Below are 19305 nucleotides of genomic sequence, written 5' to 3' on the forward strand. Positions count from 1 at the left end.
ACTTTTCTTACATTGCTTTTACTTGGAATGCTAAGTTAAACGTTTCTCTAACCTTTCCGTCTTCGTCGGTGACTGTAAAAAAGTTAGGTTCCAAGCTGATTTCACCCGTTTTCAGTAACTCTTCTAAGTTCGATTCCAGATTTGCTTCTGCTTTTAATTGATCAATGTGAGGAACAGTTATGTCTTCGTCATCTGCCAAGTCGATGACGCTTTCCAAATCATCAATAATTACTACCTCAGCATTGTATTTTTTAGCAAGCGTTTCTTTTAACTCAGCAATACTTTTAAGCTTTTCTAGCTCCCCATCCTTATTTAGCACGCCTTGCACGATAACACTGGCCTTCACTCCATTGAGGATATCGCCCACTTCATTACCAGATATATAATGATATAAGTGAGACATATCAGTATGTCCGAGCATCCATCGTAAGGCTTCAAATCCTCGGAAACGTTTTTGCCAGAAGAACAACAAGGCAAAGAATCTACGTAATTGATGTTGCCTCACATACTGTCGTCTTAGCTCTCCATTATTCATTTGAACAAGGGGGGTTTCAAAGTAATCACATATCGAATCGAAGTGTGCATTAAAGCTTCTAACGGTAGTTTTAGTTAAGTGACACATTCTTGCGTCTAAATTATTAAAAAGGTTTGTACTTTTACCCTTAACTATCCCTCGCGATATAGCTGACTCGTTAAATACTTCGATTCGCCAGATAATTTTAGCAATGGAGGTTGTAATAGGTCTTTCAATGGTTTTGTTAGAAGATATCTTTCCCCCATTTCCAGACTTTTTGAGTCTAAAAATGAGGTTGTAATCAATATTTTCATGTTCAAATGGGCTTAAATTTGGAGATAGATTACCACTACTTTTTAATGATATTAACTCATCCTGTCGTCTCGCAGTAATGATACCGGTGAGATACTGGCAGCTCCCCATGAGTATGCTGTAAAGCTCAAATAAACTCTCATGATTCCGTATAGCTTCATACTTATCAGCAGCTAGAGTTTCAAAAGGTAAAACCTGTCGAATACCCATAGCTTTAACCCCTTTTTTATCCAACATACCCATTACTTTGTTTTTCATAAAATGGCCACGCTCAGTTACTGACATATTTTGATGGATACTAGGATTGAAGGTACCCAATCTTTTTTTGGGTCGCTCTTTGTTACTTCCTGTTTTCGGATTTTTGGCAGCTCCTTCTGATAGAGCTAACAAGCAAGCATCCAAAATTTCTTGTTGATATTTGAGAGTAAATTCAAAAGATTGGCGTGTGAGTTTAAAGACCACATCAGGGGATAAGGTTTGGGTACGAGCTTTGGGTTTCAACTTAACTAGGTCATTAATTTTTCTTATGCAAAGTGACTTTGTCGCCTCAATGGAAGGTGAACTTGAGTTGTCCTTGAATATATTGGTGTTAATCAACTTAGCCATTGATATGTAGGTTTGAATTGTCACTTCAGCTGCTGACGCTTCTGGGCTTTCGGTGTTAAGAGGAGGATATTCAGTGGATCGCACTTTTTCGGAAAGCCATAGCTCAGGATATGCTGGAATGTTTAACTCTGATATTATCTTCCCTTCAAACAGTAGTTTCGAAAGCACAGCGCCTGTAACCGTAGTCCCTGATTTACCTTTGTAATAACCCTGATCGTAAAGCCAACAGCATGCCTTAACGCGATCTTCTTTCGCTAGCTGAAGAATTAAGTCTTCTTCTGCTATATCTCTACTTACAAAAGGGTATTTGACTAAAAAGGCACCTAACTGCTTTTGTGTAATACTATTCCCAAGCGTTTTAACTAAATTTATTGTACGGCTTTTAAATTCATATATTCCATTGTTTGGTCCGTCCTCACACATCTCTTTAAAAAGAGACAACCAAAAGTCAGCGGTAATGTGGCTAAGGTGATGTTGGCTTAGCTCGAGTTCGTTTGAGCGTAATAAAATAGCATCAATTAATGATAGGACTTTAGATACCCTACTTTGTACTGTGGTAGTAGTGATAACCGAACCTCCATTTTCAAGAGGATCAGACACAGCAAGTAACCAATTTTTAAAACTATTGAGCAGAGGTTTGTGCTTCGAATGAGTGAGTAACAAACCATCATCAAGCGTCACTGATGACCAGTCAACAACCTTATTCCTTTTATTGAAGTTCATGACTGTGACTTCATCATCATAACTACTTTTAAACCAATAAGGCATTTCATAAGCCTGATCGTAAATGTGGGTAAAATGATTTCCAATTTCACGTTGTAAAACGAAGTCTTGACTTTCAACGGCGTAGTGAAGCGCTTCTGTTAACTCTTCACTGTTTAGTTCATGAAGTCCGATTTTTCTTTCTTTTAAGTTATTTACTATCAGTTTTAGCATGTTAACGCTCCAGCGATGAGCTGAAGGTCAAGTGGGCTCTCCTTTGCTCTCGAGATAAGCTTTGAACGCTCTGCATTGATTGTGTCTTCTCGAGCCTCTTCATTCAGAATGAGCGTAGCAGCCTCATACCAAGTTGATACAATGTCACGAAAGGCTTGACCATCACGCTTTTCTTTTGACCGCTCAACAATGCTTTTTATGGCAATAAGAACTCTCATCACATTCTCAGTGATAGTCAAAGTTACCTCATCGAATCGTGCTTGAGACTCTCTACTCCCAACAAGAGACAAGGTTGCATCATTTCTGAATCTACCAAACAATTTAGGTATATCGTGAATACCATGGTTTTGTAGAAATTCATCGAGGTATTCAGGTTTAATATCAACCGCTTCAAAAAGCTCTTCTGATTCCTGCATTGCGATGTAAATAAGTGCATTTTGAAATTGGCGTATCCATCTTGCATTAAAAAAATCCATTAGCGCAGAGGGAAGGTACTTGTTTAATAGGTCAACATTCACTGTTTCATGTCCCAACACCTCTGCTACTTCGCGCAAAGAGTTGGTTTTAATATAGGTACGAATTGCTCGGAGTCTACGGCCTGAACGTAAGCCTACCAACTTCGATAGCAATAATTTATCGGCTTCATTCATATTACAAGAGTGGTTATACACCCATTGTCTATAGTCACTATTCATGGCAACCGAACGTAAATCACTACCAAAATTAACGTGCCAGTTTGCCTTTTCCAAATTAGCCTTGAGTAACATATAACGCCACGCGCTTTCTTGATACTCCTCTGTACTTGGATTAGTTTTTAGATACTGTCGAGCAAGTCCAGTATGATTGATTAACGTCTTCACAATGGCTCGGCTGTATTCGTTAAGAATAATATCTTGTTGAGCTTTTGCCGAACCCTTGCGGTTTTTATAAACAACAATTACATAATTACAACCGACTTGCTTATATCCGGTCATTTTTCCGTTTTTATCAAACAACTCCCAATGCTCAAGTGCAGAAGGAGTGAGTTGAGGGTGCTCTAACACTAACAATGTGCAAAGTGCACCTAGCGTAGAAGTAGTAGGTAGGTTTAATTCATCCGCTAGTTCAGAGAAAGAAAGCCTGTCCTCATTGGGGTAATTACCACCAAAAAATGTAAGATGGTTTGTAACAGCTGCGCCAATACCATGTTTATAGAATGTGGCTATACTATTCTCTAAATGATCACGTCCCACACGTACATGTTCAGCTCTTTTAACTCCGCCAGCAGCAACTTGGATAGGCTTCACTTTACCTGTTTTTGCCAACACAAGGTTACGTTCGTGCTTACCTTTTATGCGCACAAAAATGGAATGATAAGCTGCACGAACATGTTCTTCACTCGTTCGCAACCTATCCTCAATGATTTGGATGACGGCCTCATCCTTTATATGCAATGGAATATCGGCAAGCCAAAGCTGCTCTTCACTAGATGTTAACTTACCGCCAGTAGCTATATTGGCTATAGGGTGAGAATCTTCTTTGAATAAGGGGGTTAAGACAGGCCTAATGGGTTCATCAATTAAACCACTATCAATAAAACAAATTTTGAAAGTCTTAATCACTTTTGTCCAAAAGACAAAAAAGGTTGCGCTTTTATTGCCTTTCACTATATGACGACTAAATGAACACCACATAACCTTCTCAAGAAAAGCACTCAATTTATTCGCTTTGAGTTGAGCACGCAAATCATCAGCACTGCTGCAATATCTTGTAAATGAATTTAGAAGATCGGTCAATAAATAAACATCAAGTGACAGAGAAGTTATTTTCTGTGTTTTACAGTACTGGCAAGTATGAAAATAAATTTCAGACGTCAATTCATCACCAAAAACTTCATGAAAATCACCTATTGGAAAATTAAAAGCTTTGCCCTCCTTTGACTTTAGTTTCCAGCCATCAAGATACGCTAAGCGCGCAGTGCAAACCCGTAAACTTTTGAACTCAGCGATACACTGCTTGATGAAGCCATTCTCTCTAGTATATGAAAGCTGAGGTGTATCGATTTCATGGTTAGTAACGGCTTCAAAAGTTTTATAGACTACTCGTGTCAATTCATATGCTTGTTTGCAATCGTTTTGCGAGTACATAAAGCCTACAAATCCACGTAATTGTTTCAGTAAAGATTCAGGATTACTTAGAATGTCTAAAGCTTCATAACCAGCGCCTTGAAAGGTTGAAATGTATGCTGAATAATTATTCACCACTACGTTCTTACTCTTTTTAGGGGCGTTATCTAAGAGTAACTTCCTAAATGCAGGTGATAGTGCCTTTTGTACGGCTGGTAATGATTTAATAGCGACCGGATTCAATATGTAAAGGCCTTTTTATATTGATGTATACCCAGTATTGTAGATCACTGACAACTGTCAACAATAAAACACTATATTATCCTTGTGTTACTTAGTTACTTAAACTCTCTCGGTATAGTTGATTGATTTTATTGTTAGGAGTAGTGCGAAAGGCCTTTTATAAGCTTTGTCAGCATATGGAGCCTCACTATCATCAACTTGAGCTAGAGTTACGGCTATTTATGCTGATGTGTGAAATAGAAGGCAACACCAATTACACTTAACTTAAGTGTAATTGGTGTTTTGAGAAATTAGCGTTTACAGCTTGGTGCGAAACCACCCGTACGCGCTTTGTTAGCGGTTGCTTGGGCAGTTGTCATGTTGGCTTGTAATTGCTTAATTCGATTTTCAGGCGCAGGGTGCGTCGACATAAATTCTGGTGGACGCTGTTCGCTCATTTTCGCCATATTTTGCCAAAGCGCTACAGAGCCTTCAGGATTAAAGCCAGCCTTTGCCATTAGATCTAAGCCGATAACATCCGCCTCGCTTTCATGAGAGCGGCTAAATGGCAACGCAACGCCGTACTGCGCGCCGAGACCTAATCCCTGCATAATGGCATTGCGATATTCGATATTATTCATTTCAAGCACCGCCGCACCTGCTTGCAGGCCAAACTGCAACACACTATTTTGCGATACGCGCTCATTAGCGTGTTCAGCAATAACGTGCCCTACTTCGTGACCCATAACCGCCGCAAGTTGATCTTGGTTTTCTGCAACTTTGAGGATCCCCGTATGAACCCCAATTTTACCGCCGGGTAGCGCAAATGCATTGGCAGAATCATCTTCAAATACCACAACTTCCCATTGCTGGTTTGCGTAGTTTGCTGGGAGTTGTGCTATTAAGGCATTTGCAATACACTTAACGTAGCGATTGGTTTTAGCATCAGTATCGACTTTTTGCTCTTGCTTCATTTGCTCAAAGCTTGCAACACCCATTTGGTCCATTTGTTGCTCGGAATAGAGTGCTAACTGAGTGCGTCCGGTAGGCGATGTTTTGCAGCCTGCAAGGGTTGCTGCCACGGCTATCGCGAGAACCAGTTTTTTCATAACTTGTTCCTTTTCTTATTTTATAACTTAAGTTTCTCTAAGTTTACCGCAATTTCGTCACTTAACGAGACTAACTTAGTACAATATAAAAAATTTTTCATGAACTTCTGCTGATCAGAACGCCGTCTTTTCGTTGCTCTCCTCTAGTGCACCGAGCTCCATCTCCATATAAAGCGTCGCTGATTGGTGTATATATTCTGCTTAACATTAATAAGGTTACAATACCAACATATGAAGTCATCAACACTCCCCGCAATACTATTGCCATTATTGGCTAGTATTGTCGCAATAACGCCTTTGGCCATTGACCTCTATCTCCCCGCAATGCTTGCGATTGCAAACAGCTTGAATAGCCCGCTTGAGCAAGTACAGGTTTCTCTTAGTAGCTATTTAGCAGGCTATGCTGTCGGCATGATGGTGTTTGGCCCCCTTGCAGATAGATTCTCAAGACAGACGTTAGCTATTTGGGGCTTGGTCGGGTTTACCGCATCGTCAATTGGGCTTGCGCTAACGAATGACATCGATATGTTTTGCTTCTTGCGGGTCGTTCAAGCATTTTGTGGTGCCGCAGCAACGGTCGTTGTACCTGGTGTGATCCGCTATTACTACAAAGAGCACACAGCTAAAGGAATGTCTTATGTCTCGATGATCATGATGATAGCGCCACTAATTGCTCCCTCTCTTGGTGCGTTGATCTTGTTGTACTTTGATTGGCACGCCATTTTTTGGTTTTTAGCGGTTTATGCTGTACTCGTTATCATCGCATTACAGTTTTTCTGTATTGCAATTCCGACCAAAGCGGATGTACCGCTTAGCTTATCGTTTTTCTTAAAAAGCTATCGTATTGTGTTAACACAAAAGAAGGCCCGCTACGATATTCTTTCTTCGATGCTGGCATCATTCGCATTCTTTTGTTTTTTAACCTCAGTTTCATTTATTTATCTTGAGTATTATGGCGTGTCGGAGCAGCTGTTTGGAGTGTTATTCGCCATGAATGTGATTGCATTGATGCTCGGTAACTTTGCCAACACGCGTTTAGTACCAAGGCTTGGTTCTAGGAGAATGCTCAATATCGGTCTCGCGATTGGTGTCGTCTGCTCTACCATCTTAGTCATACTCAGTAGCCAATCAGTCTCGGTTTGGGTGCTAGCTTCTGCCATTGCACCTTTGATGATGAGTTTGGGGATCATTGCCAGCAACGCTGATGCACTGATATTACTGAGTTTTGAACATCAAACCGGTACCGCTACCGCGGTGATAGGCACGCTACGATTTGGTAGTGGCGCTTTGGTCGGCCCTTTACTTGCACTCGCGGTTCCTGAGTCACCTTTGCCATTCTCAAGCTTTATGTTCGCTGCCATTGTGCTAACTATCGTCTGCCAATTGCTAAATAGGCGTTTTGAGAAAAGTGTCAACGCCACAGAAATCAAAGAGTAATACACAAAAAGCCCCGACTTGCGGGGCTTTTCTCTAAAATCGTTATTAGAACAGATTAATTTAGTTCTTTATCTTTCCAGAATTTAGTGCCTTTTACTGTTGCTTGCAGCGCCAAACCACTTTCAGTAAAGGTGTACACTGTAACATCGCCATAATAGGCTTCCCCTTCTACCGATGCGCCTTTTTTAGCGGCTTTCGCTGCAGCATCTGCATTTCCGCCAAACGTCCAGCCTGAAGTAACAAACTTATTCATTGCTTCAGGAGTATGGAATACCATCACAATACGATAATCTTTTACACCTAGACCAAGGCCTACACCACCTTCAGCCATATTCATATAAGTGTTACTTCCTACCGCCTTATCGTGTACAACACCGTAACCTGTTCCAGCTGCAACAAATAGCAGATTAATATTGGCATTAGAAAAAACAGCATAACCAGGCGCTGCCGCAATTTGCGAACGCGTATCCGGCTTTTTCCTGTAAAGCTGAGTAAGTACATCGTTTTTCATATCTAGGATGGCACGTTGCTTTTCAACCTTGTCACCATCGCCCATTGAAGCACATGCACTAAGCATGACGGCCAAAAAGCCAGCCATTAAATGTTTAACGTTTACCATAGGTTTTTCCTTTCCTGCATTAATTGAAAATAACACTACCTATCATAGACGCTTAGTTTGAATGCTGGATTAATTTAGAGGTATGTTTCGAGCCTTGCCAAACCAGCGGCAAAGTTACGCTTACCCGTTCCTAAACGAAAGTGGCACTCGCTCTCCAATAGAAATAACGTTGCGGGTAACAATAGCGTGTTCGAGGTCTCTGCAAATTGACGTGACCACTTTTCAGAATCCCTTACTGAATTAATCTTCAGCAAAGACAACACCCCGCCATGCGGCTCAACCCAAGCGACTTTTTGCGAGTATAAATTGACAAATTCACGCATCAATTGGACGTTATTTGCAATGATGTTCGCATTATGCGCTAAAATAGTTTCACTATGCAGTAATGCGGTTCTTGCCAATAGATCATCCACTTTACTACCACAAATGCTTAAGTAGCTTTTACCGGCCAGCAGCGCATCTGCTAGTGCTTTCGAACCGCAAATTGCCCAACCTACTCGGATGCCAGGTAAGCCCATACTTTTGGATAATACGCCTAACGTAATCGACCGCGGATAAGCTAAAAAACGCCCACTTACGGCACGGTCATCGCCATGGCTCTGTGCTGATACTTCATCACTTAAAATGTAAGCACCACACTGCTCTGCTAGCTGCTGTATTTGTCCAACTTCTTTGTCAGTCAAGCCTGCGCCCGTTGGATTATGAGGAGCGTTGACGATAATGAGTTTGGTTTTTGTCGTCACTGCGTTTTTGAGTCTTTCTATATCAAACTGCCAGTTGTCCTCTTCTCGCAATGTCACCGTGTTGACGATAGCGCCAAACTGTTTGGGGAGTTTTGCAAGCGATGGGTAACTTGGTGTGCAGACCACCACCTCATCTTGTGAGTCTAGTAATTGCGCCATCGTGGTGAAAATAGCTTCTTGAGCGCCGCTAAACGTCACGATTTGATTAAGATCTACACATGTAGTCGTCGAAAGATGATAAGCTTTAATCGCCGTTTTTAGCCCTTCACTGCCCGCAATCGGATTATAACCCAGTGCAATATCTGGCATTTTGCCGCCACCAAGCTCAATAAGTTCACCAAGCGTGATGCCTTGAGCACAGGAATCACTCAAGTTGATATCGATGGGAGCAGCCAAGCTTTGACTAAACTTAATGTGATCGGGTAATACTAATTCCATTCTTTAACCTAAAAAAATCATGCCAGCACTTTGGCTGGCATGGGTATCAACGACTATTTAAGACGCCAAAGCGTAAGTTGGCATCGCTCTAGTTCAACTTTACGTGCGTTTTTGCTTGTGGCGGACATTACTTCATCTTCAGCCAACAGTTCAAAATCTCGCCCCAGTAAAATTTCTAAACCATCACGGCCCGTGACATTCTCACCACTGACCTTATAACCGCCCAACCAGTTTTGTGCTTGGGTTAGCGCCTTGTCCCACTGATAGGCTGAGCTTATGGCAAGGATCCCGCCTGCATTCAAGCGCGATTTAATTTGGTTTAAAAAGGTTTTTGGTGAATATAAGTATTCCACAACACGGTGACACAAGATTAAGTCATACTCTGCAAATTGTGGTTTAAGGTTATGACCATCCCCTTGGCAAAAATGAATACGCTCACTGAGTTCATTAAATCCCAATTGCGAAGTAGACACTTCGTGGAAGTCCACAATTTCACCTTCTATCTCAGTAGCAAAGCGTACCGGCGTGCCTTCTTTTAGTGCCAAAGCATGTTGAATATTGCGCGCAGTAAAATCAATGCCATCTACTTGAGTAAAGTGTTTGGCTAATTCAAAACTTGCACGACCGACCGAACAACCTAAGTCCAGCGCTTTATCTGTATTACCTTGATAATGCACCATTAGCTGTGAAACAACACTTTGCAATGGATTGCCAAAATGCATAACAGGCTTGCCGTAGTGGCTATGTAGCACATTGGCGACGTCCGCATCCATTTCACACAGGTTGACCTTTTGTACTGGCACTTGTGGGCTCTCACTTTCGATATATCTGAATCCGGCATGTTGGAAGAAGTGCCGTCTAAAGGCATAACGTGAATCTCGCACGGCTTCGTTGCCTGTAGAAATCCAAGAGCCACCTTTGATCAGATTGTGTTTACCGTCAAAAGTGGGGGTCGAGAAATCATCGTATAAAGGGTGCACTTTAAAGCCGCTATATGCGTCGATCGGACTTTCCGTCCATTGCCAAACATTGCCGATGATATCGAATAAACCTTCAGTTTCAAAACGGTTAACCGGACAGCTTGAAGCACATACCTCAAGGTTGATGTTTCCCGGCGCTTCACTCCATGTCGGCAAGTCAACATCGAGCTTATCGCGCAGTACTTGCCACTCAGCTTCTGTTGGTAAGCGCACGAAATGCTCACTTTGATCAGACTTCCAATTACAAAAAGCCTTCGCTTCAAGGTAATTAACCTCGACTGGCCAATTGAGAGGTAATGGGATTTCCTCAGCTAAGTTTCGTTGCCAAAAGCCTGTGTCTTTTTTTACCCAAAAGCGCGGCATGGTTGATTTAGTTGAAGCCAGCCAAGCTTGACCTTCAGCCGTCCAAAACTCAGGCTGATTGTAGCCACCAGCTTCGACAAAGGTTAAAAACTCTTGGTTTGAGACCACATACTTACTGGCCTTGAATGGCGCCACATTGACATCTTGTACACCATATTCGTTATCCCAACCGTAGGTTTGATTTGACTCAGGTTTACCAAGCCGAACATCACAACCACTTACAGGGATTAGGTTGTTGTCAGGTGCATCACCGTACTCATCACACGCATCCCAACCGGGTTGTAAAGTCAGGTCAGCCAGCGGCAGCATCCGCATTATCACAGAAGAGGTTTCTAGGTGAATACGCTCATGTTCAATACCCATTAGGACAACCCACGTAAGGCTCTCTTGAGTGATTGGTAGAGTAATATCCATCTCATCGATTAACCCGTTAATAAGCGCATTCACCTGTTGGCGATAAGCACGCACTTCTGGCACTGTTGGCCAATCGTAATTATTGCTATCAAGGTCGTCCCAAGACATTTCGTCTACGCCAACTGCACAGGTAGATTCAATGTGTGGATTAACACGTTGAGTGATATATTTCCCTAACATCAACTTATTAACGTAAAAACAAGCGGTATGACCGAAATAGAAAATGAGAGGATGCCGTAACCGCTCAGCCTTCACAAAATAGGCGTCGTCATTGTTGATATTGCTAAATAATGATTCGTACTGCTGCCAGCTATTGTTGAAGTATGCTTTGATCTCAGCGCGCTTTTTCTCTACATCGCCACCTGAAAGCCAGATTGGCTTTAATGTATTTGGTCTTTCCATACAATTATCTTCTTTAAACTTGCTACTTCGATACATACACCATTTCAATGCATGCAGCTTTTAAACTTTGCTCACTTTGCCACTTAATACCAATGGCATCTTGCTGTATACGTTTGATAATCTAGCTTAGACCACTGATATCAACTTTTTATGACCTTAACTTATTCACATTTAATTTTCACTGCCGACAGGACTATTTTCAGAAAAAACTTCACTTGGCACATCTGGCATATATGATAAAAATAAAAAGAGCGCAACTCAGGTCACGCTCTTTTGGCAGCAGGGCTGCATCACAATGAAATTTACGCGACCGCTGGCTCTATAGACTCAGCCGAGCTGGACTCCAATGTCAAAAATACCATCACCATGATATTGGCGATAAACCACAAGTCTTTAATCACAAATTGTCCCAAACCACCAAGCAAGCTCATGTCGCTAAACGCACCGACTGCGGTAAACAAAAAGCTTTGTGTCATAACAAATACCGCAAGACATCCAAGGCTTGCAACACCAATCAAGACTCGCTGTTTGAACCAAATGCCAATGCCGAGCAAGCCTGCTATCAAAATGTCATAGGTGCCTATCACGTTTGAGGCTTCTTGCACGGTAAACAACTCATACATCCAAGACATAAACGGTGAAGTTTCTACTAGCGGCACGATTGCCTTTGCTTCGAGTTCAAGAAATTTCATTCCACCGATCCAGACTAAAACCAATGCCACCGGGAAATAGTTCGCCCATACGAGCGTTCGCGTGTTGATATGATGACGGCAGTAGAGAAATAGTGCGATGGGTATTAACGCAAAATACTTGATGACCCCTTGCCCAGAACCAATAACGGGAAAGCCGCCATGGGCTGCTATCCAGCGGTTTTCGGCAAACAACGTCAGCAAAGTAAATAAACTAATGATGGCGATTAAGGCAAGCGGCCACGCCGCAGGAATAATCTTACATTGCTGTAAAATGACTAGACCCGCGGCAACCATTAACGCAAAGCCAAATACAATACCAAGTGTGGCAACAGGCACCCACTCTGTTAACCCGTAAAAGCTAAAGGTGCCTGAAATAGTACTTGGCCCAGCGCCAAACAAAAATGAAATGCCAAGCAGTAATAAGCTCACTGCTAACACGCCTGAAATAGAATAATCGATAGTTCTGAATGACATATCTAACCTCTTAATATGCTATTGTCTATAAGACCCGAGGTTTTAGAAAGTTCATTCAGCGATTGTGAAGTTTATGCCCATTGCAAGCTGTGTTGAGTCGGCAGGCAAGTTCAACGCCAGTGCGTCGCAAAGTCAATGAGTCGCGTTAATATTGGGCTTTGAAATTTATCTTTACGCGTCACCAGCCAAAACTGCCTCGGTGTGGCTTTTAAACCTGAAAGCGCCTTAATTCGTTGCTGTGCTATGGCATGTTCAGCGGAGTATTTTGAGATACACGCTAAACCGAGCCCTGCCGCAACACCATTTATAATCGCCTCGGTAGAATTTAACTCAAACGCGGTTCGCCACGACGTAAGCTGCGCTGCAATATTCGCTAAGAAAAATTCTCGACTGCCGGAGCCTTGTTCCCGCAACAGCCAACGAGATTGACTTTGTATCAGCATTTGAAAGTCAGTTACCGCAAAGTCCATTGCACTTACGATACACATTTCATCTTCAAACCAAGGCATGATGTCTAAATCTTCGCCTATCACTCGGCCTTCAACAAAACCAATGTCTAATTCGTAATCACGAAGCATGGCGCACACTTTCGCCGTATTGGTTATAAACAACTGCTGCTGCGTATGCCCTGTTTGCTGCTGAAAAGCCGCTAACATGGGAGGCAGCAAATGATTGCCTAAGGTATCGCTGGCACCAATTTTAATTTCGCCATATAGCCTCTCGCTTCCTTTAAATAAGGACTCTAAGAAGCGACATCTATCAAGCACTTGATGCGCATGCGGTAGTAATAACTCTCCGGCAGGATTTATCATTAATCGATTATTTACACGATCAAATAATGGTTGTTCGAGATGACGCTCTAACTCCGCTAGTGCCATGCTAACAGCTGCCTTAGTTAAACATAGCTTATCCGCTGCGGCCGTGATCGAACGCTCTTGCACGATTACCGTAAATACATTGAGTTGCTTAAGGGTTATCATTGACGTTAAGAATTATTGAACACTAATTTAAATATATTCAGATATTCTTAATTGAAGCGCAAGCGTATTATCCCTTCACCGAACAATTGTTGTGAAATTACGCATGGCTACGCTTCTTTCTTATGGTAAAAAACTCACCGCCAATATCCCCACCCCGATGTCTGGTCTTGCTCTTGGGCTAGCTAGTTTAGGCTGGTGTATCAGTAACCTCTTTCCCACATTTTTTGTGTTAAAACCTTTAAGTGCACTGCTGGCTGGCTTTATTTTATTGCTGTTAGTGCTTAAGTTTATTCATCAACCAGCTCTATTAAGAGCAGATCTCGCAGATCCAGTGGTTGGGAGTGTATTACCAACCAGCGCCATGACAATCATGGTGATTTCTCATAGCATCGCGGCCTATTCTCACCTTATTGCAACTGTGGTTTGGCTACTCGCCATTGTGCTTCACCTAGGGTTGCTAACCAGCTTCGTGTATTTTCGCAGCCGCAATTTTGAGCTTAACCAGCTAGTGCCAAGTTGGTTTATTCCCCCTGTTGGGTTTGTCGTTGCCGATGTTACCTTTAACGGCATGTCAGCGTTGCAACCTTTGGCTATGGGGCTTTGGTACTTGGGAGTGATATTTTACTTACTGCTGCTACCGTTCATGATTTACCGTTTGTGTAGAGGCAGTGCCATACCACAGCAAACCCAACCTACAATTGCAGTCATGGCAGCGCCTGCGAGTCTATGTTTGGCAGGATATTTAAGTGTCCACCCAATGCCAGCGGCTGGTGTGGTATTTGCCCTACTGAGTATTGCTATTATTATGACCCTAGCGATATACCTTGCTTTTATTCAGCTTCTGCGACTGCCATTTAGTCCCGCTTTTGCAGCATATACCTTTCCATTAGTCATCGGCGTCACCGCCATTAGTAAAGTCGTCACTTGGCCCGGCAGCGAACACTTAAGCTCAGGCTGGTTAAGTGTGTTGCAGTACCTAGTTTGGTTTGAACTTGTTGTTGCGATCGCTGTAATTAGCCACGTTTGTATTCACTATGTGCGATTTTTACTAAAAATAAGCACCGCCAATTCAGAGAGTTAAAACTAATATTGCAATAACCTAAACATGCAGCATTTACTTAGCATGCTAACTAATTTAAAATACTTAGCATGCTAAGTAAATGTATCTAAGTTATGTCGTCACTTCCATTTCATGAAACGCTCGATCTCAGTCTCTGTGGCAAGTTAGGCCGAGTCCATAGAATTTGCCGTCAAGCCGTAACCCAAGCTGTAGAGCCACTCGGTTTTACCCAGCCACGCTGGACCGCCATGATGCATATTCATCATTTGGGTGAAGGCTGCACACAACACCAATTGGCGTGCAGTTTAGATATCGAAATGCCGAGCCTGACTCGCACGATGAAACAGTTAGAAGAGAATAATGTGATTGAGCGCCGCATTGATAAGCAAGACAAACGCTGTCGTAAAATCTACTTCACCGAACACGGGCAAGCCCAGTTAGCGCAGCTAAAGATGCGGATCAGTGAAGTGAAGGCACTTTTATATCATGAGCTTAGCGATGACGAGCTCAATGCTATTGCACATGCTTTGGTCAAACTTGAGAACAATGCTCAGCAATGTTGTGACAATATTTCTGAAAATGGGAGTACCAGTGAGTAAACTTAGTCCAGATCAGCAATTTTCCCGCTACGTAAAGGTTTCAATCGCCCTTTTTGCACTCTGCTTTAGCTATTTTATCTTTGCTGATCTCTATATACCAATGACGCCTCAGGCACGTGTGTATCATCAAGTAACCAAAGTGACGCCTAAAGTCAGTGGTGAAGTGCTTGCAGTAAATGTCAGCAATAACCAAAGCGTTCAGCAAGGGCAACTACTACTTACTATCGATGAAGCGCCGTATCGTTTAGCATTAGCTAAGGCTGAGCTTGCTTTAGCAGAAGTTAATCAACAGAACAAACAATTAGACGCACAGATAGTTGCCCAGCAAGCACAAATAGAGGCTGCTGTAGCCAAGTATGATGAGCAACAGCGACTTTATAAACGCAGCCAATCTTTGCTGTCACAACACGCAATTTCAACGCAGGAATCAGATCAAATTCAAGCAAATTTTGCGACGGCTAAGTCACAGCTCAGTGCACTCAGAGCTAATCTACATGCGCTTGAAGTAAAACGTGGTGCAACCGACGAACAGAATATTGCACTCATGCAAGCACGAAATACCGTAGAGCAGGCTAAATTGCAACTCAGCTATACCGAAATCCGCGCGCCCCATGATGGCATCATTAGTAACTTACAGATCACCACGGGAACCTATGCTCGAACGGGTGTGAGTCTAACCAGTTTGGTTTCGGACAATGTTGACTTAGCTGCGGATTTCAGAGAAAAATCGCTTTACCACGTCAAACTTGGCGAACAAGCGCTAGTGAGCTTTGATGCGTTACCGGGCAAAGTATACCCTGCCGTGATCCATGAATTTTCTGCTGGCGTCAGTGATGGACAGCTCAATGCCGACGGCCAATTGGCTGCCGTTGAGACCTCCAACCGCTGGGTGCGAGATGCGCAGCGTCAACGCGTTCATTTAGCATTTGATGAGCCATTACCTTTACTAGCAAGTGGTGCCAGAGCGACTGTTCAAGTTCTGCCTGAAAGCTCTCTGCTTGCAACCCTTGCACAAGCGCAAATCAAATTCGTCAGTCTACTTCACTACGTTTATTGATATGAAAGTTGCACTAAACGCCAATGACCTCAGACAGATGCTGCGTATTGCAACTGGGAGTACGCTAGGCTTTGCACTAAGCAAACTGCTCAACTGGCCGTACGGTATCTTTTTTACCGTATATCCCATGCTGCTACTTGGCTTAGTACCAATGTTAAACGCACATATAGTGCGCCAGTTTATCTTAAGTGGGTTGGTCTGTGCCTTTTCGGTATTGGTGCTACAAGGGCTATTTGGCTTCCACCCTGCGTTAATGTCCTTACTCACCTTTGCCTTATTTGCCTTTTTGTTTTTGCAAATGAGCAAAGGCGTTAACTTCTTATTTGGTGCAATGAGTGTGGTGGGACTATCAATCCAACTTCATTTTGCCAGTTATGCTTCAACCAGTGGTGGCTTGTATTCACTCATAGCCAGTAACTCTCTGGCTATTATCATTAGTATCGCAACCGCATATGTAATGCATTGGTTATTTCCGGATGTTACTGTGCGTCAATTACCGCCACGGCCAGCGAAAGACGCGGCAAGTATTCGCCATGAAGTCTTACTGTGCGCCACCGTAGCCACACTCTCATTTATGATATTCCAAATCCTAGATTTACAAGATTCCGTTTCCGCCCAAGCGGCATCAATATTAATCCTCTTTCCACTGAGTTGGAAAGCGGCGGGCACAGCGGGCTGGCAACGTGCAGTTGGCACGCTGATAGGTTGTAACTTGGCGTTAGCAGCGCAAATCCTACTGCAAACCTATAGCCAAATTTTACTTTTTCCAATTTTGATTTTATGGATCTTAGTCTTCATTTTTAGTCGCTACCACTTGTTAAGTGGTGGTGCTCCTGGGATTGGCTTTGGTATTATTACCACTTTTGGGATCTTGTTTGGTCAATCTCTCGCACCAAATCAAGATTTAATCTACAGCGCACTGTATCGCTTCAGTTCAGTGAGCGTTGCAATTACGGTAAGTCTCTGTGCAATCTACCTTATTCATCGCCTACTTAACCACTTTAGTGCAACGCGCCACCATACCTACGCCTGAATAAAAGGAATCCACTTGAAGCTTGGAAAACGCTTACAAACTTTGCATGATGTTGTTACTGAAGACTATCAACATATTTGGGACTGCTGCTGCGATCATGGCCAGCTTGGTGCACAATTTTTAGATTCGAGCCAAGCGCACATACACTTTGTTGATGTAGTCCCAGCGCTTATCGCTAAAGTAAAATTGGATCTCGCACGCTTCTTTCCAGAAGCTGAAACGCGCTATAGCCTTTACACTCAAGACGTTGCGAAGCTCCCTCTTGCACAATACTCAGGCAAGCAGTTAGTGATCATCGCAGGTGTTGGTGGCGACTTAACCGCAGAACTGATGACAAGCCTTTGCTGCAATTTGCGTGACGAGGTCGATTTCTTGCTTTGCCCAGTTCATCATCATTATACCCTGAGGCAAAACTTGCAATCTTTGCCACTTAAGGTGGTTCATGAGTCACTGGTTGAAGAAAATCGGCGTATTTACGAAGTGCTCTATCTCACTTCAGGTAAGACTGGCGCTGCCATAACCCCGTTGGGCGAAGCGATTTGGCAACAAGGAACGCTTTCCAAACGCTATTTAGAGAAAACGCTGGATCATTATGCACGTGTTGCCAAAGGCAAACCCGAAGCGCAAGCCATTTTATCGGCTTATCAACACCTTACACTATAAAACACAGTGCACTCAGCCAAACTAACTGAGTGCCATAACTTAATCGCTGATAGAGCCCACTATTACGCTTTTGCTTGTAAGCGTTGGCAAGCTGATAGCTAAAAGCGACACAAATCAATACACAAACGGTAGAAAACCAAGCAAATCGTGAATTTAACGGGCTTACAAACCAAACCAATAAAGGGGCGATAAGTAAGCTTAATAGCATTACCATGCCTGCGAAAGAATGAATATTACACGCTCGACTTGGCGAGGTTGTGTATGGATCCCGATCCATAGGAAAGAAACCTGCAACAGCAGTTGCTAGACCATGACAAACAATCAAACCGCCAATAACACCTAATGCCCAGTTCCCTTCGGGTACCAAGATGATATAAAAACCGAAACTACAAAATAGCAGGGCTAAGGGGTAATTATTAACTGCAGGAGACAATCGCTCTGTTGGGCTACCACTGGCGCCTAACTCACTACAAAATTGATTTTTGTGACTATAATTTGGGTAACGCTTGGCAACGCCATATACCCCTACTAGCATCCATATACTTGCTAGTATGCCAAAATAACTCACCAACTCTTGCAGCATCACGCCTATCCTTAATGCGCTAAATTTATGTCTACACACTTTATACTAATTTAGAAACATACGAAACCGAGCGGCTGCATTCAATTTAGTGAATTTTCCAGCGCTCCAAAATAGCTTGTTGCTGACCACTTTGACTTAATTCCGCTAGTGCGTGCTGCAAGCGGTTCGCAAGCTCATTGGGAAACTCTGCATTCACCGCCAGAGCCAACTCACTTGGGAAATGCTCAAGAAGTAACTTATGCTCAATTGCTTTTGGGTCCAGTTTAAGGGCATTTAGTTCTTTCTCGAGTGTTAATGTGTTGGTTAGGACAAAATCAATCCGGCCCTTAAACAATAAATTCCAAAGACTTTGGTAGTTTGACACTAAAACCAACTCATAGCCTTCAGAAAAACCAGCTTGTTTGAGAAAGGTTTCACTATAATAACCGCGTATGGTTCCGGTGCGATACCGCTTTGCAGCATCAAGATCATTTATAGGCGTTTGAGATTGTTTCAGACCAATGAGTGATGCGGACGTATGGCACACAGTACCCAAAAAGCGGAAATAGACTTCTCGAGTTGGTGTTTTTAGCCAAGATAACAACACCACATTAGGTTTTGTTTCTAATTCGTGTAACACACGTGCCATCGGCATTATGCTAATTTTAGCAGTAACATTTGCTTTATCTGCTACCGCTTGAGCAAGCTCAACTAGGCCACCATCCACTTCTCCTTGGCCATTAATAAAATGATAGGGAGGCAAATCTTCCGCTACAAAGTGCACCGTTTCTTGTGGCGAAGCAATTATTTTGGTTGATGCAAGTAGCGCCATAAGGAATAAAATTTTCCGGATCATTTTATCTCAATAAATTAAATAATCATTCGATCAGTGTGCCCGTATTTGCATTGCAATTCAATCCGTAGCAATGGCTATATTGCCTCAAAAGTATTTCATTTGATAATCAACTACATCATGTAGCAATGG

Annotated in this window: 16 protein-coding genes and 1 pseudogene; 7 read left to right on the plus strand and 10 right to left on the minus strand. The window is 42.7% G+C overall.

Translation table 11 applies throughout. The features are described from left to right. Nucleotides 1-7: 7 nt before the first annotated feature. Nucleotides 8-2368, minus strand: a complete 2361-nt coding sequence (locus NH462_RS00145) for a hypothetical protein (RefSeq protein ID WP_253050026.1) — start codon at nt 2366-2368, stop codon at nt 8-10. Next, entirely contained in the window at nt 2362-4716 is a 2355-nt protein-coding gene (locus tag NH462_RS00150) for a hypothetical protein (RefSeq protein WP_253050029.1), read from the minus strand. Before NH462_RS00150 ends, NH462_RS00145 begins: the two co-directional genes overlap by 7 nt. Before the next feature lie 149 nt (nt 4717-4865). On the opposite strand from NH462_RS00150, the pseudogene NH462_RS22970 reads away from it, so the two are divergent. Beyond that, a pseudogene (locus NH462_RS22970) lies at nt 4866-4979 on the plus strand (metal-dependent hydrolase); the annotation flags it as partial. A 27-nt stretch (nt 4980-5006) separates the two neighbouring features. On the opposite strand, the gene NH462_RS00155 reads toward NH462_RS22970, so the two are convergent. Continuing rightward, the gene (locus tag NH462_RS00155; RefSeq protein ID WP_010377574.1) at nt 5007-5804 is read right to left on the minus strand and encodes a M48 family metallopeptidase; all 798 of its coding nucleotides are present in this window, start codon (nt 5802-5804) and stop codon (nt 5007-5009) included. A gap of 231 nt (nt 5805-6035) precedes the next feature. Here NH462_RS00155 and NH462_RS00160 point away from each other — a divergent pair, with 231 nt between their 5' ends. Further along, on the plus strand, nt 6036-7241 hold the full coding sequence (locus tag NH462_RS00160; RefSeq protein ID WP_010377573.1) for a Bcr/CflA family multidrug efflux MFS transporter: 1206 nt from the start codon (nt 6036-6038) through the stop codon (nt 7239-7241). A 55-nt stretch (nt 7242-7296) separates the two neighbouring features. Here the strand turns inward: NH462_RS00160 and NH462_RS00165 are convergent, their stop codons facing one another. The 5 genes from NH462_RS00165 to NH462_RS00185 form a co-directional block, all read right to left on the minus strand. Continuing rightward, nucleotides 7297-7860 carry a YSC84-related protein gene (locus NH462_RS00165; protein ID WP_253050032.1) on the minus strand — a complete coding sequence of 188 codons (564 nt, stop codon included), beginning with the start codon at nt 7858-7860 and terminating at the stop codon, nt 7297-7299. 74 nt (nt 7861-7934) lie between these two features. Further along, a complete protein-coding gene (locus NH462_RS00170) occupies nt 7935-9041 on the minus strand; it encodes an aminotransferase class I/II-fold pyridoxal phosphate-dependent enzyme (protein ID WP_253050035.1) in 1107 nt (368 codons plus the stop codon). Nucleotides 9042-9094: 53 nt separating this feature from the next. Then, on the minus strand, nt 9095-11200 hold the full coding sequence (gene ovoA, locus NH462_RS00175; protein WP_253050039.1) for a 5-histidylcysteine sulfoxide synthase: 2106 nt from the start codon (nt 11198-11200) through the stop codon (nt 9095-9097). 302 nt (nt 11201-11502) lie between these two features. Beyond that, on the minus strand, nt 11503-12366 hold the full coding sequence (locus NH462_RS00180) for a DUF417 family protein (RefSeq protein ID WP_253050042.1): 864 nt from the start codon (nt 12364-12366) through the stop codon (nt 11503-11505). A 110-nt stretch (nt 12367-12476) separates the two neighbouring features. Then, the gene (locus NH462_RS00185; RefSeq protein WP_010377563.1) at nt 12477-13346 is read right to left on the minus strand and encodes a LysR family transcriptional regulator; all 870 of its coding nucleotides are present in this window, start codon (nt 13344-13346) and stop codon (nt 12477-12479) included. A 103-nt stretch (nt 13347-13449) separates the two neighbouring features. Here NH462_RS00185 and NH462_RS00190 point away from each other — a divergent pair, with 103 nt between their 5' ends. The 5 genes from NH462_RS00190 to NH462_RS00210 all read left to right on the plus strand — a co-directional run bounded on the left by NH462_RS00190 (nt 13450) and on the right by NH462_RS00210 (nt 17758). Beyond that, complete coding sequence (locus tag NH462_RS00190; protein WP_253050045.1) at nt 13450-14427, plus strand: TDT family transporter; 978 nt, start codon at nt 13450-13452, stop codon at nt 14425-14427. 92 nt (nt 14428-14519) lie between these two features. Beyond that, on the plus strand, nt 14520-15005 hold the full coding sequence (locus tag NH462_RS00195) for a MarR family transcriptional regulator (protein WP_010377559.1): 486 nt from the start codon (nt 14520-14522) through the stop codon (nt 15003-15005). Further along, entirely contained in the window at nt 14998-16062 is a 1065-nt protein-coding gene (locus NH462_RS00200) for an HlyD family secretion protein (RefSeq protein ID WP_253050048.1), read from the plus strand. Before NH462_RS00195 ends, NH462_RS00200 begins: the two co-directional genes overlap by 8 nt. A 1-nt stretch (nt 16063) precedes the next feature. Further along, nucleotides 16064-17095 carry a DUF2955 domain-containing protein gene (locus tag NH462_RS00205; protein ID WP_039497279.1) on the plus strand — a complete coding sequence of 344 codons (1032 nt, stop codon included), beginning with the start codon at nt 16064-16066 and terminating at the stop codon, nt 17093-17095. A gap of 15 nt (nt 17096-17110) precedes the next feature. Next, nucleotides 17111-17758, plus strand: coding sequence for a tRNA (adenine(22)-N(1))-methyltransferase TrmK (locus NH462_RS00210; protein WP_253050051.1), 648 nt, complete (start codon nt 17111-17113; stop codon nt 17756-17758). Here NH462_RS00210 and NH462_RS00215 read toward each other — a convergent pair. Both NH462_RS00215 and NH462_RS00220 read right to left on the minus strand, forming a co-directional pair. Continuing rightward, nucleotides 17748-18341 carry a DUF998 domain-containing protein gene (locus NH462_RS00215; RefSeq protein WP_010377549.1) on the minus strand — a complete coding sequence of 198 codons (594 nt, stop codon included), beginning with the start codon at nt 18339-18341 and terminating at the stop codon, nt 17748-17750. The genes NH462_RS00210 and NH462_RS00215 overlap by 11 nt on opposite strands. Before the next feature lie 85 nt (nt 18342-18426). Continuing rightward, nucleotides 18427-19176, minus strand: coding sequence for a transporter substrate-binding domain-containing protein (locus tag NH462_RS00220; RefSeq protein ID WP_248694209.1), 750 nt, complete (start codon nt 19174-19176; stop codon nt 18427-18429). Nucleotides 19177-19305 lie beyond the last annotated feature (129 nt).

This window comes from Pseudoalteromonas sp. OANN1 (assembly GCF_024124685.1).
Lineage (GTDB): Bacteria > Pseudomonadota > Gammaproteobacteria > Enterobacterales > Alteromonadaceae > Pseudoalteromonas > Pseudoalteromonas piscicida.

Coding starts and splice junctions, on each gene's coding strand:
- NH462_RS00145 (WP_253050026.1), bottom strand. CDS start 2,368: ATGCTAAAACTGATAGTAAATAACTTAAAAGAAAGAAAAATCGGACTT.
- NH462_RS00155 (WP_010377574.1), bottom strand. CDS start 5,804: ATGAAAAAACTGGTTCTCGCGATAGCCGTGGCAGCAACCCTTGCAGGC.
- NH462_RS00160 (WP_010377573.1), top strand. CDS start 6,036: ATGAAGTCATCAACACTCCCCGCAATACTATTGCCATTATTGGCTAGT.
- NH462_RS00165 (WP_253050032.1), bottom strand. CDS start 7,860: ATGGTAAACGTTAAACATTTAATGGCTGGCTTTTTGGCCGTCATGCTT.
- NH462_RS00170 (WP_253050035.1), bottom strand. CDS start 9,041: ATGGAATTAGTATTACCCGATCACATTAAGTTTAGTCAAAGCTTGGCT.
- ovoA (WP_253050039.1), bottom strand. CDS start 11,200: ATGGAAAGACCAAATACATTAAAGCCAATCTGGCTTTCAGGTGGCGAT.
- NH462_RS00180 (WP_253050042.1), bottom strand. CDS start 12,366: ATGTCATTCAGAACTATCGATTATTCTATTTCAGGCGTGTTAGCAGTG.
- NH462_RS00185 (WP_010377563.1), bottom strand. CDS start 13,346: ATGATAACCCTTAAGCAACTCAATGTATTTACGGTAATCGTGCAAGAG.
- NH462_RS00190 (WP_253050045.1), top strand. CDS start 13,450: ATGGCTACGCTTCTTTCTTATGGTAAAAAACTCACCGCCAATATCCCC.
- NH462_RS00195 (WP_010377559.1), top strand. CDS start 14,520: ATGTCGTCACTTCCATTTCATGAAACGCTCGATCTCAGTCTCTGTGGC.
- NH462_RS00205 (WP_039497279.1), top strand. CDS start 16,064: ATGAAAGTTGCACTAAACGCCAATGACCTCAGACAGATGCTGCGTATT.
- NH462_RS00215 (WP_010377549.1), bottom strand. CDS start 18,341: ATGCTGCAAGAGTTGGTGAGTTATTTTGGCATACTAGCAAGTATATGG.
- NH462_RS00220 (WP_248694209.1), bottom strand. CDS start 19,176: ATGATCCGGAAAATTTTATTCCTTATGGCGCTACTTGCATCAACCAAA.